The organism is Antarcticimicrobium sediminis (assembly GCF_004348975.1).
GTDB lineage: Bacteria > Pseudomonadota > Alphaproteobacteria > Rhodobacterales > Rhodobacteraceae > Antarcticimicrobium > Antarcticimicrobium sediminis.
Genome location: NZ_SMFP01000005.1, coordinates 95,803 through 108,814, shown reverse-complemented (window position 1 = coordinate 108,814; position 13,012 = coordinate 95,803). Strand labels below are relative to the sequence as shown.

Here is a 13,012-nt window from a genome sequence, read left to right as displayed (position 1 = left end):
CCGGTCTCCTTACCGCGTCACCCTAGGCGAAATCGCCGGGCAGAGAAAGGCATGGCCGCCACTGGGACGGCCACGCTGAATCAGGGAATGATCCGGGTGTATTTGGTGCCTTCAAGCGTGGCGCCGATCCGAAGGCCGGCGCGGCCGAACACAACCGCAAGGATCGGCGAGCGCATGGTGTTGGTGTCCGCCGCGACCGAGTCACCCTCGTCCCGGATTACGTATTCCAGATCGCCGCCAGCCGCCCAACCGGAGGAGCGTCGAAACTCCATCAGCGCGTCTTGGGTCATGAAGAACAGCACATGGGCGTATTGCTGGGCCCCGATTTGGAAGCCGGCGCTGCCCTTGACGGTGGAATAGTAATCCACCGTTGCGTCATTCACGCGCAGCGCGCCCCGGCCATAAGCCCCGCCCAGACCCAGCCCGGCCTCGGTCACCAGCGGCATGACCAGCATGCCGGTGGACTTCTGGGCCAGAACAACGGTGTTGGGATAGCGGCTGTACATCTGGTTCAGCGTGGAATCGACGCGCGCGTCGATCTTGGCGGCCTTGTTGGTGCCGACGCCGTTGCCGCAGGCGGCGGTCGCGCCCAAGGCCGAGAGGGCACCAAACGTGAACCCACGTCGGGTCAGCCGGGATTGGATCGCATGTGTCATTGAACTTGCCTGTTTTTTGAACTGCTCTGACCGGTTTTCCGGCCTTGTACGCGGTTATACGCCCAAGCGGGGCTTGTGTCACGATGCAAGCGGGGCAGGTGGGCGGGTTGTTGCCCGCTTTTTGCCTGCACATTGCCCGCACCGTGTCCGCAAGTGCCGCCGTGCGGGCGCGCCTGCACAGATCGCACCCGGATCAGAGGATGAAATCACCGGCCGCGACCGCGCTGATACTATCCAGAACGATGCCGAAATCGGCCTTGCCGTCGCCATCGAGATCGGCGCGCACCACGATGTCATCACCTTTGTCGCGGGTGATCACGCTAGGCCCGGTTGCGGTGAACGGGCCACCGATCTGCAGGGCAAAGGTGCCGGGGATCAGCGCGGAGAGGTCGATGAAATCGGTGCCGCTGAGGAAATCTCCGATATGATCAGAGGTGTTGAACGCGGCGCTGTCCTCGGCCGTGAGAAAGCGAAAGCTATCCGCCCCCTCTGCGCCCAGAAGCATGTCTTGGCCGAGCCCCCCGACAAGGGTGTCGTCCCCGTCATTGCCCTGCAATAGATCTTTGCCTTTGCCGCCCTTGAGGATGTCGTTGCCCTTGCCGCCGTCCAAGCTGTCGCTCCCACGCGCGCCAAGCAGGCGGTCGCGGCCAGTGCCTCCAGCGAGATCGTCATCCCCAAGCCCGCCATCCAGCCGGTCCTGTCCGGCGTTGCCAATCAAGCTGTCGCCGCCGGTGCGACCGGAGATCGTGTCGTTGCCCTGCTTTCCTTTCAGGAGGTTGTCTGCCGTGTTGCCAAAGATGACGTCATCTCCGGCGCCAGCGATGACATTCTCGATCAGCGCGCGCGGGTCGTCACCCTGCAACAGCGCGTTATAGATATTGCCCGTGGCCAGTTCGCCCGCCCCAAGCCGCGCCAGCTGTGCCCCGGCAAAGACCGAGGCAGACCCGGGCATCAGGTCGATCACAAGATCCGTATCATAGGCGCTCAAGTTATAGGTATCGGTGCCGCCGCCGTCCCAGATGGTGGCAAAGATGCGGTTGGCGCCGGGGCTGATTGCGGCCTCTCCGTTGACAAGGGTCTCGCCCGAGTCCGGGGCCCAGCGATAGACCGTATTGCCGGAATTGGTGCTGTAATCGGCCCCGTACAAATACTGAAGCGCGGCGATATCCAGCATCATATAGCTTTGCGCATAGCCCCATTCAGCGTTCGAGTACATGTTGGACGAGGCCCCGGGATAGGAGCGATAGCTCATGATGGTGTATTCCATCGCGTCATACCCGGTCGGAACCACCCCGAATGTCCCGGAGTCATGGCCGTGTTCGAGGCCAAGCGCATGACCGAGTTCGTGCAGAACGCTGATATAGGCATAGCCGCCCGCCTGCGGCGCGGAATAGTCAAAGCTCACATTGCTGAGCCAGACATCCCCGCCAGAGTCGTAAGTGGACGGAAAATACCCCCAGGCCGTGCCATAGCCATAGGGATCCTGTGTGGTCTGGGCGACCCGGATATGCGCCTGTTCCAGAGTGGTCACCTTCACCCGCAGCCCGGTAAACCCTTCCACCGAAAACCCGTCATCGGCGGCGGTTCCGGTCGCGCGATCCAGGGCAAACCCGGCGGCGTCGCGAATGGCTGGCGTGGCGGCGAACAGCCCTGCGGCCTCTCCCGCGCCATCGGAGGGATCATATTCACCGGAAGTGCTCGGAAAGCTATAGGTCAGCGTCGGATCGGCCCAGTGGGTGCCGTAAAGGATGCCGTCGACCCGCGCGTCCCCCGACGCCGTGGTCCAGGTCGTGGTATGTCCGGTTCCGCTCATTTATGTCTCCTCACCAGCACAGGGGCTCTGCCCGACCGGTCAGCCGTTCAGAAGGCGCGCCACCGTCGGGGCGAAATAGGTCAGAACCCCGTCGCAGCCGGCGCGTTTGAACGCCATCAGACTTTCCATCATGACCTTTTCACCGTCAAGCCAGCCGTTTTGCACGGCGGCCTGGATCATCGCATATTCGCCCGACACCTGATAGGCATAGGTCGGAACCCCGAACGTGTCCTTGGTGCGCCGGCAAATGTCCAGATAGGGCATACCGGGTTTGATCATCACCATATCCGCGCCCTCATTCAGATCGCGTTCGATCATGCGCAGGGCCTCGTTGGAATTGGCCGGGTCCATCTGATAGGTGTTCTTGTCGCCGGTCAGCGCTCCGGATGCCCCCACGGCATCGCGGAACGGCCCATAGAACGCGCTGGCGTATTTTGCCGCGTAGGACAGGATCATGACCCGCTGATGACCCGCTGATTCCAGCGCCGCGCGCATGGCGCCGATGCGCCCGTCCATCATGTCCGAGGGGCCGATGATGTCGGCCCCGGCCTCGGCCTGTGCCAATGTCATCTTGACCAGCGCCTCGACGGTGCGGTCGTTGACGATCTCGCCCTCCACGACAAAGCCGTCATGGCCGTTGATGTTATAGGGATCAAGCGCGACATCGGTCATCACCGCCATCTCTGGAACCGCGTCCTTGATCGCGCGGATCGCCCGGTTGCTCAGGTTGTCGGGGTTCCAGGCTTCGGCGCAATCCTCGGTCTTGAGATTGGGCTCGGTGTAGGGAAACAGGCAGATCGCCGGGATGCCAAGATCATAAGCCTCTTTCGCCGCTTTGGCGATCAGATCGACGCTGCGCCGCATCACGCCCGGCATCGACGGCACAGGTTCCTCTACCCCGGTCCCCTCGCGCACAAAGACCGGCCAGATCAGATCGGATGTGCTCAACACGTTTTCGCGCACCAGCCCGCGGATCGCGGGGGATTGGCGCATGCGACGTGGGCGGGCGGCGGGAAATGGGGCGATCGTGGGTTTCATGGTGCGGACTCCTTGAACAATTGGGTATTGGGTGGCATGGAAAACCGTCCCCTACAAGGGTATCCATGGCCGCGCCCCTCCGGGCAGGTCAGCCCGGGGGCAAGACGGTCAGAAAAGGGCAGGGCGTTTGGACTGGTACAGCACGGTTTTCGAACTGATCGACATGCGCTCTTTTTCGAACCTCTGGTTCTGGATTGCGCTCGCGGTGGCTTGGTCTTCGGCCAGCCATTGGGTGCTGGGCGTGCCCTATGATCTGGTGCTGCGTGCCCGCCGCGTTGGCGGTCAGGCCGAACGGGATCTTGAGGATATCACCCGCGTCAACGTGAACCGAGTGCTCTATGTGGCACGGGTCTCCGGGCCCTGGCTGATGGGGATCGGGACATTTCTGTTAAGCAGCCTTGGGATACTTGGCTTTTTCTATGGCGTCGAATTCGCCCAGGCGGTGTTCCTGCTGGGGCTGCCAATGAGCGGGGTGGCCGCGCTGAACACTGCAACTGCCCGGCGGATCGAACGGGACCAGGCCCATGGCCCGCTGCTGTACAAGCGGCTGGCGCGCTGTCGGGTCTACACCCAGATGATCGGCATGGCGTCGATCTTTGTGACGGCGCTTTGGGGCATGTATCAAAACCTGTCGCTGGGCGCGTTCTGATCGTGTGCCAACGACGAAGAAGCGAGAGCGGATGACCGAAGCCAGCCACATCACCGTGGGCGGCGCGCCCGAAGGGTTCGACGCGCAGCTGATCCTGAACGAAATCAACAAAACCGGCGCGCCGGTGCTGCATATCGCGCGCGATGACAAGCGGATGGAGGCGATGCGCGCCGCGCTGGCCTTTTTCGCGCCGGACATGCCGGTGATCACGTTTCCGGGGTGGGATTGCCTGCCCTATGACCGGGTCTCGCCCAATGCCAGCCTGTCGGCCGCGCGCATGGCGACGCTGGCGGCGCTGGTGCACCAGATGCCCAGCCGCTTTGTGCTGCTTACCACGCTCAACGCCGCGAGCCAGCGGCTACCTGCGCGCGACGTGCTGCGCGAGGCCGCCTTTACCGCCCGCGTCGGCTATCGGATCGATGAAGGTGCGCTGCGGAATTTCCTTGTGCGCATGGGGTTTTCACAAAGCCCCACGGTGATGGAGCCGGGCGATTATGCCGTGCGCGGCGGCATCATCGACATCTTTCCGCCCGGCGAGGGGGGGCCGGTGCGTCTTGATCTGTTCGGCGATGTGCTGGACGGCGCGCGCCGCTTTGATCCGGCAACCCAGCGCACCACCGAAAAGCTGGATCTGGTCGAACTCGCCCCGGTTTCCGAGGTGATCCTGGACGAGGCCGCCGTAACCCGGTTCCGCCAGAATTATCGCATCGAATTCGGTGCGGCAGGCACCGACGATCCGCTGTACGAGGCGGTGAGCGCCGGGCGCAAACACCAAGGCATCGAACATTGGCTCCCGTTCTTTCACGAGCGGCTTGAAACCCTGTTCGACTATCTGCCGGGCGCAACCATCACCCAGGACGATCAGGTGACGCCTTCGCGGCTGGCGCGCTGGGACAGCATCGCGGATCAGTACGAGACGCGGCGTCTGGCGATGCTGTCGAAATCGCGCCTCGATACGGTCTATAAACCGATCCCGCCGCGGCTTTTGTTTCTTGACGATGCGGCATGGCAAGGGGCCGTCACTGGCCGTCGCGTGTTGCAGTTCAATCCCTTGCCGCAGGCCACCGGCCCCGGGGTGATTGATGCGGGGGGGCGGATCGGGCGTAATTTCGCCCCGGAACGGCAACAGGAAAATATCAGCCTTTTCAGTGCCTTGGCGGATCATATTCGCGCAAAGCTAGAAAAGGGTCCGGTGCTTGTCGCGTCTTATTCCGAGGGTGCGCGTGAACGTCTTGAGGGGTTGATCGAAGACGAAGGTCTGGCCGAGACCATCACCGTGCTGAATGGCACCCGGATCGGCAAGCGTGGATTGCATCTGGCGGTCTGGGCGCTGGAATCCGGGTTCGAAGCCCCCGATCTGAGTGTCATTGCAGAACAGGACGTGCTGGGCGACCGGCTGATCCGCGCGCCCAAGAAACGCCGCAAGGCCGAGAATTTTCTGACCGAGGTGCAATCGCTGAGCCCCGGCAATCTGGTGGTCCATGTGGATCATGGCATCGGGCGCTATCAAGGTATGGAGGTGATCACCGCCGCCGGTGCCGCGCATGAGTGCCTTTTGCTGGAATATGCAGAAGACGCAAGGCTTTACCTCCCGGTTGAGAATATCGAACTGCTGTCCAGATACGGCCATGACGAGGGGCTGCTGGACAAGCTGGGCGGTGGTGCCTGGCAAGCCAAGAAGGCCAAGCTCAAGGAACGCATCCGCGAGATGGCCGATCGCCTGATCCGGGTCGCCGCCGAACGCGCCCTGCGTCGCGCGCCGGTGCTGGAACCGGAACATCACGCCTGGGAGGCGTTTTGCGCCCGTTTTCCCTATCAGGAAACCGACGATCAACTGCGCGCCATCGGCGATGTGATGGGCGATCTGGCAAGCGGCCAGCCGATGGATCGGCTGATCTGTGGCGATGTCGGGTTCGGCAAGACCGAGGTCGCCATGCGCGCCGCCTTTGCCGCCGCGATGACCGGTGTTCAGGTCGCGGTGATCGCCCCGACCACTCTGTTGGCGCGACAGCATTATGCCAGCTTTGCCGAAAGGTTCCGCGGCTTTCCTCTTGTGGTGCGTCAACTCAGCCGCTTCGTTTCCAGCGGCGATGCGCAGAAAACCCGCGAGGGGCTGGCCAAAGGCACCGTTGATATCGTCATTGGCACCCATGCGTTGTTGGCAAAGGGGCTCCGGTTCAAGGATCTCGGGCTGCTGGTGATCGATGAGGAGCAGCATTTTGGCGTGTCCCACAAGGAACGGCTGAAACAGCTGCGCTCTGACATCCACGTTCTGACGCTGACCGCCACGCCGATTCCGCGCACGCTGCAACTGTCGCTGTCGGGGGTGCGTGACCTGTCGATCATCGGCACGCCGCCGGTGGACCGGCTGGCGATCCGCACCTATGTCAGCGAATTTGACGCGGTGACAATCCGCGAGGCACTGCTGCGCGAACACTATCGCGGCGGACAAAGTTTCTATGTGGTTCCGCGCCTCTCGGATCTGCCGGAAATCGAAGAGTTCCTGCGCGAACAACTGCCCGAGGTGTCCTTTATCACCGCGCACGGGCAGATGGCGGCGGGGGAGCTCGACGACCGGATGAACGCCTTTTACGATGGCAAGTACGACGTGCTTCTGGCCACTACCATCGTGGAGAGTGGCCTCGACATCCCGACGGCCAACACCATGATCGTGCACCGCGCCGACATGTTCGGTCTGTCACAACTGTATCAGATCCGAGGCCGCGTTGGCCGATCAAAGACCCGCGCCTATGCCTATCTCACCACCAAACCGCGGGCGAAACTGACGACCACGGCCGAAAAACGCCTGCGGGTGCTGGGCAGTCTGGATACATTGGGCGCCGGGTTCACGCTGGCCAGTCAGGATCTTGATATTCGCGGCGCCGGCAACCTTCTGGGCGAAGAACAATCAGGTCAGATGCGCGATGTCGGCTATGAGCTGTACCAATCCATGCTCGAAGAGGCGATCGCCAAGATCCGGGCGGGCGAAATGGAGGGGCTGAGCGAGGCCGACGATCAATGGGCACCGCAGATCAATCTTGGCGTGCCGGTGTTGATCCCCGAGGCCTTTGTGCCCGATCTCGACGTGCGTCTGGGCCTGTATCGCCGCCTGTCCTCGCTCACCACCAAGGTGGAATTGGAAGGTTTCGCCGCCGAGTTGATCGACCGCTTCGGCAAGCTGCCGAAAGAGGTCAACACCCTGCTGCTGGTCGTACGGATCAAGGCGATGTGCAAACGCGCTGGCATCGCCAAGCTTGACGGGGGGCCAAAGGGGGCGACGATCCAGTTCCACAACGACAAATTCATCTCGCCCGAGGGTCTGGTGGAATTTGTGCATGCGCAGAACGGGCTCGCCAAGTTCAAGGACAACAAGATCATCGTGCGGCGCGACTGGCGTCGTGAAAGCGACAAGATCAAAGGCGCCTTTGCCATTGCCCGCGATCTGGCCGAAAAGGTGGTTACAGCGAAGAAAAAGGCCAAAGCTGCAAAGGCTTGAGATGTGCTTCTGATCTAGGGGGTGATTAGTTGGGGGCTCTGCCCCCGACGCCCTGATGGGCGGCTCCCCCGGAGTATTTTCAGACAAGAAGAAGGGCGGGGCGTTTCCGCTTTATAAGGCAGTCCGGCCAGTGGGTTAAGCGATGGCCTTCATGGCGGATTGGGTGCAGCCGCAAGAGGCGGTGATGCCGTCCGCGCGGGCTTGGGTCTAGGCCAGACGGTGCCGATATGGCGCAACTCGATCTCTTCACCGCGTGCGTCAAGACAATCATGTAATCCATTCAATCTACATACATTATCCGGGTGATCCGCGGCGCGCGACAGGACCCCGCCGAAGCCCAGATCTTCGCGATAGACCGCTTCGGCTTTGACCACATGGCCCCGTTCCAGCGACAAGGCCCCAAGCGCATGGCGCGCGGGTTGCATCCATCCCCAAGGTTCATCATAGGGCAGCTTGTCGTTGATTTTTTCGCGCAGAATTTCCGCAGCGATTTCAAGCAGATCCCTGACCTTGTTATTGTACATCAAGCGGCTTTCCGGCACCCGGTCCCGGGTCGCGAAGAAAAGCTGTTCCTCGGCCTTTGCCACGTCACCGGTCGCGGCGTGGCCCAGAGTGCGGGCGTAATTTACGGTTGCGGTATGGGTTCTGTAAAGATCGCGGTCCTCGGGCAGGGCCAGCGCCTTGCAGTCGTCCCAGCGCCCGAAGCGGATCAGGATATGGGGTTCCATCGCCATGAAGCTTTCGAAGTAATCGACCATCGGCAGGCTTTCGATCCGCAGCATCTCTTCCGGGGTGGTGGCGCGCAGGGCGGCGTTCGCCTTGAGCGCCGGTGCGATCTGGCCGAGAAACAGCGCGCCGTAGATGATGAAGTGGTAATTGTGCAGGCGATATTCGGTATAGAGGTTAAGCGCCCCTTCGCGGTGATAGTATTTCAGATCGGCCGCCACCGCCTGTTGGTTCCAATGCACCACGTCATGATACTGGCCGCAAAGCACATCGATATGGGTGGGCATGTGTGCGAGGTGGCCAGCATCCGGCACCAGGGGTTGCAGCTCGTCAGCAGCCTTGAGCGCCTTTTCCGGGGTCGGCGACATTGCCATCAGGGGAACATAAAGATGCAGCAGCCCGGGATGGGTCATGGCGCCGGGCGCGCATGGCACAGTCGGGATCATGCTCCAACGTGCGACGGAAACAGACGATCGCCTCTTGAGGGTTGAAGCCATAGGTCCAGATCAGGCCGCGATCGAGCCAGAGTTGCGCCTGTTGCTGCCGGGTCGTGATGTCGCAGCCAGAAATGCCGAGATCATAACAACTGTCCATGCTGTCTCTCTTTGCCGATCTCAGGTTAGGCGAAACCGGGCGTTGGCAACAAGGTTCAGAGCGCCTCACGCGCCTCGATCCGGCCCATTTTCAGCATCAAGGCAAATCCGATGATCGACAGCAGGAAAATCCCCGCCGCGAGCGGCAGGATGGTGCCGTCGAACAACAGCCCCACGGGCGCGGAAAGCAGCGCCGCGCCAACGGTGGAAATCGCCCCCATGATCGAGGCCGCCATGCCTGCGATATGCCCCATCGGTTCCATCCCGATGGCGTTGAGATTGCCCATTGTCATGCCCATGATGAAAAACACGCAGGCCTGCCAAACCACGAAGATCCAGAAATAGGCGGCCAGCGGCAGCCCGATTTCGCTGGTCACAAGCATGAGCCCCGACAGGCAGATCTGTGCGCCCAGCGACCAAGTGACGATCCGGCGCATGCCAATACGCATCACGATGGCCGCGTTAAGCAGGCTGGCCGAGCCCGAGACCAGCGCCACGACGCCGAAATAGATCGGGAAATTCTTGGCCTGACCAAAGATCACGTCATAGATCTGCTGCACCGACAGGATCATGGAAAAGAGACTGGCAAGACACAGGGTCTGCACGATGATCGACAGGCGCACGGTGGGATGGCGGGCCATCTCGCGCAATGCGGCGGCCAACAGGTGGGGACGGAAGGCGCGGCGGTTTTCCGGCGCCAGCGTTTCGGGAAGGCGCAGCCCCATCCACAGCGTGGAGATCAGCGAAAACAGGATGAAGGCAAGGAAGATCCCGCGCCAGCCGGTCAGTGCGATGATGCCGGCTCCCATCAGCGGCGCAATGGCAGGAAAGATGGTAAAGATCATCATCGCGATCGACACCATCTTGGCCATCTCCCGGCCCGAATAGAGATCGCGCACCACTGCCATGGCCACCACGCGCGGACCGGCAGCCCCCAACCCCTGCACCACGCGCGCGGCCAGAACCACCTCGAGCGAGCTGCTGCGCCAGGCTACGAAGGCCGCCGCGATATAGATGATCGCCCCGACCAGGATCACCGGCTTGCGACCGAAGGCATCGGAAAGCGGTCCGGTGATAAAGGTGCCCGCTCCCATGCCGAGGATAAAGGCGGTCAGGATCATCTGCGCGCGGTTGATATTGTCCGGGCTGAGCTGCGCGCCGATCTCGGGCAGGGCGGGCAGCATCGAATCCATCGAAAAGGCGATGGTGGCAAACATCATCGCAATCAGCGCGATGAACTCGGTCTGGGACATTCTGTTTTGCATGGGGGCTCCGTGAGGATTTGGAGCGGCGGTAGCATGACCTAAAGCCAAGGGCCAGAGCGGAAGACCTCCCTTCACCGGGGTCGGTTTCGATCTCGGTGCGGGTATCAGTTTCGCGGGCGATTTCTGTGCGGTTTTGGATCCGATTTCAGATCCGGGTCCGGGGCCATGTCCGCCCGGGGCGGATCATCCTCGTTGGCGGTGAGGATGTCGTCCTCTTCTTCGATGGTCAGATCCGCTTCGTGATGGCCAAGCCGCGCGATCAACCATTCGGTTTCCTGCTCGCGCTTGCGCATGTTGTAGAGCGCGAACTGTTGGATCGCGATGGCAAAGACACCAAGCCCGATGAAGATAAGGGCGGTGGTGCCGATCTTGCCCAGGTCGGTCGCCGGGACCAGCTCGCCATAGCCGACGGTCGAAATCGTGACCACGGTGAAGAAATAGGAATCCAGCCAGTTCCAGCCCTCTACGTGCCGAAAGAACACGGTGCCAAAGCCGACCACGAAGATCAGGCTGAGCAAGACGGTAAAGGGCTTGATCTGTGTCACGTGGCGAGCTGCTCCTTGATCTCCTCAATCACCTTTTGCCACATCTCGGGCGGCTGCGCACCGGGAACGGCATGTTTTCCCGCCACAATGAAGGTGGGGACAGAGTTGACCCCCATCTCGCGGCTATGGGCGTCGCGGCGACGGATATCTGCGCTGTCGGCATCGGAGTCGAGCAGTTTCATCACCACCGAGGCATCCATGCCCAGACTGTCGGCCAGATCGCTTAAGACTTCGTGATCGCCGATGTCGCGCCCGTCGACGAAATAGGCGGTGAACAGCGCCGAGACGGCGGCATACTGGCGCCCCTCGACCCCGGCCCAGTGGATCAGACGATGCGCATCCAGCGTGTTGGGCGTGCGCTGGATCTTGTCGAGATGGATCGGTAGCCCGGCGGCCTCGGCCCGTTCCGCCACCGGGGCATAGGCGCGGATCGCGGCGTCCTTGCCGCCGAATTTGGTTTCCAGATAGGCGCGCCGGTCCATGCCGCCTGCGGGCATGTCGGGGTTGAGCTGGAACGGATGAAACTCGATCACAAAGGGGTGATCGGGGATCTCGGCCAGCGCGCGATCCAGATTGGCCTTGCCGATATAGCACCAGGGACAGATCGGGTCGGAGATGATATCAAGTTTGACGGTCTTGTCGGTCATGCGGGATTCGGGCTCCGGGCTGGGAAATAGGCAGGCAGCGCACGGCGCAGCAGCTTGCCATTTGCGCCGGTGGGCAGCGCGGCGAGATGAACAAAGGCGCGCGGTTGTTTGTAGCGCGCCAGCGTCTCACTGACATAGGTCTGCAGCTCTGCCGCGTCCAGTTCTGACGGCCCAGTATAAAAGGCGACGATGACCGTGGTGTCGTGTTTGATCTCGACCTCGGCCGCGCCGGCCTGCTCAATGCCGGGGTGGGCGTTCAGCGCGGCTTCGACCTCCAGCGGCGACACCCGATAGCCGCCGGCATTCATCATGTCATCGTTGCGCCCCATATAGGTGATCTGCCCATCCGCCGCCATCGCGCCGAGATCGCCAGTCACGAACCAGTCGCCGCGCATCCGTGCCGCCATTTCATCCGGCGCGTTGAGATAGCCCAGCATCAGGCCCGGATCCGTGCGGTGCACCGCGATCACGCCGATCTCGCCCTGGGTTACGGGTTGAGTCACAGGCTGGTCCTCGGCCCCGAGGATCGCCACGCGGCGACCGATTTGCGGCTGACCAAGGGCGATGCCCCGCGCCGGGTGCGCCGGGCTGGAGGAGATGAAGGTCGAGCATTCCGACATGCCATAGGCCTCGTGCAGGGCGGTGCCTGTCAGCTCTTCCCAGCGGTGGTGCAGATCCGGCGACAGCTTTTCCCCCGCGCTCAGCCCGTGGCGCAGATCGGGCAGATCAAGCCTGTCGCGGTCGCGCAGCATCCGGCGATAGACGCCGGGCGCGGCGGCAAAAAGCGTCGCGCGATGGCTGCGCAACAGCGCGGGCAGGGTGGCGATATCGGTTCCCGGTTCGGGGATAAGGGCGGTGGCACCGATCGCCCAAGGGTCCATCAGCCCGGTGCCCAGCGTATAGGTCCAGTTGAACGCGCCGGCGTGGCACAGCCGATCCTCGGGGGTCAGCGCATACCAGCCGTCGACCATCATCTGCCGGGCCCAGATCGCGCGATGGGCATGGGCCACCGCGCGCGGGCTGCCAGATGTGCCCGAGGTATAGACCACATAGGCCAGCCGTTCCGGATCGCCCATGGCCCAGTCGCAGGGCGGCAAAGCGCGCATCCGTTTCAGGGCCTCGATGTTGATCTGCAGCGGATGATCGGCGCAGGCAATTTCGGGGTCGCGCAACACGGCGGCCGGTTTCAGCTCGGCGATGATCTTGGCGGTGTCCGCCGCTGTCAGCTGTGATGAGGTCGGCACAGGCACCAGCCCGACTGCCATCGCCCCGAGATAGGCGATGGGGAACTCCACCGTATTGCCAAGCCGCATCAGCACGATCTGCCCCGGCTTCAGCCCGGCCTGCAACAGCCCGGTTCCGGTGCCGCGCACCGCGCGCTCCAGTTCGCCATAGCTCCAATCGTCGGAGCCAGTGGCGCGCAGGATCGACAGGGCGCATTTTTCAGGGCAATCCCCGGCCCGGCGCAGCACGAAGGCGGCCAGGTTGAAGGGGGCGGGGCAGGGCGGAGGTGCGCCGTGATCGAATATGGACAACATGGTAATTGGCTAGCGCGCGGCAGCCGCCGTTGCAAGACGAACGCGG

The 13,012-nt window shown here is 62.5% G+C and carries 11 protein-coding genes; 2 read left to right on the top strand and 9 right to left on the bottom strand.

Going from position 1 to position 13,012, the window contains the following annotated elements; all coding sequences use genetic code 11:
* Positions 1-80: 80 nt before the first annotated feature.
* From E1B25_RS09520 to hemB, 3 genes are all read right to left on the bottom strand, one after another.
* Positions 81-656, bottom strand: coding sequence for a lipid-binding SYLF domain-containing protein (locus tag E1B25_RS09520; RefSeq protein WP_132828740.1), 576 nt, complete (start codon positions 654-656; stop codon positions 81-83).
* A gap of 193 nt (positions 657-849) precedes the next feature.
* Complete coding sequence (locus E1B25_RS09515; RefSeq protein WP_132828738.1) at positions 850-2,469, bottom strand: M10 family metallopeptidase; 1,620 nt, start codon at positions 2,467-2,469, stop codon at positions 850-852.
* A gap of 39 nt (positions 2,470-2,508) precedes the next feature.
* Positions 2,509-3,507, bottom strand: coding sequence for a porphobilinogen synthase (gene hemB / locus E1B25_RS09510; RefSeq protein ID WP_132828736.1), 999 nt, complete (start codon positions 3,505-3,507; stop codon positions 2,509-2,511).
* 127 nt (positions 3,508-3,634) lie between these two features.
* Here hemB and E1B25_RS09505 point away from each other — a divergent pair, with 127 nt between their 5' ends.
* On the top strand, positions 3,635-4,156 hold the full coding sequence (locus E1B25_RS09505) for a component of SufBCD complex (protein ID WP_132828735.1): 522 nt from the start codon (positions 3,635-3,637) through the stop codon (positions 4,154-4,156).
* Positions 4,157-4,187: 31 nt separating this feature from the next.
* Positions 4,188-7,652, top strand: coding sequence for a transcription-repair coupling factor (gene mfd / locus E1B25_RS09500; RefSeq protein WP_132828733.1), 3,465 nt, complete (start codon positions 4,188-4,190; stop codon positions 7,650-7,652).
* Between the two features lie 149 nt (positions 7,653-7,801).
* Here the strand turns inward: mfd and E1B25_RS09495 are convergent, their stop codons facing one another.
* The 6 genes from E1B25_RS09495 to E1B25_RS09475 are packed head-to-tail and all read right to left on the bottom strand — an operon-like array spanning position 7,802 to position 12,966.
* Positions 7,802-8,752 carry a hypothetical protein gene (locus E1B25_RS09495; RefSeq protein ID WP_342635591.1) on the bottom strand — a complete coding sequence of 317 codons (951 nt, stop codon included), beginning with the start codon at positions 8,750-8,752 and terminating at the stop codon, positions 7,802-7,804.
* Positions 8,709-8,972, bottom strand: coding sequence for a tetratricopeptide repeat protein (locus tag E1B25_RS22790; RefSeq protein ID WP_342635590.1), 264 nt, complete (start codon positions 8,970-8,972; stop codon positions 8,709-8,711). Before E1B25_RS22790 ends, E1B25_RS09495 begins: the two co-directional genes overlap by 44 nt.
* A 55-nt stretch (positions 8,973-9,027) precedes the next feature.
* Positions 9,028-10,284, bottom strand: a complete 1,257-nt coding sequence (locus E1B25_RS09490; protein WP_280960245.1) for a multidrug effflux MFS transporter — start codon at positions 10,282-10,284, stop codon at positions 9,028-9,030.
* A gap of 56 nt (positions 10,285-10,340) precedes the next feature.
* On the bottom strand, positions 10,341-10,781 hold the full coding sequence (locus E1B25_RS09485) for a potassium channel family protein (protein WP_132828729.1): 441 nt from the start codon (positions 10,779-10,781) through the stop codon (positions 10,341-10,343).
* The gene (locus E1B25_RS09480; protein WP_132828727.1) at positions 10,778-11,428 is read right to left on the bottom strand and encodes a DsbA family oxidoreductase; all 651 of its coding nucleotides are present in this window, start codon (positions 11,426-11,428) and stop codon (positions 10,778-10,780) included. Before E1B25_RS09480 ends, E1B25_RS09485 begins: the two co-directional genes overlap by 4 nt.
* The gene (locus E1B25_RS09475; protein ID WP_132828725.1) at positions 11,425-12,966 is read right to left on the bottom strand and encodes a class I adenylate-forming enzyme family protein; all 1,542 of its coding nucleotides are present in this window, start codon (positions 12,964-12,966) and stop codon (positions 11,425-11,427) included. Before E1B25_RS09475 ends, E1B25_RS09480 begins: the two co-directional genes overlap by 4 nt.
* Positions 12,967-13,012: the final 46 nt, after the last annotated feature.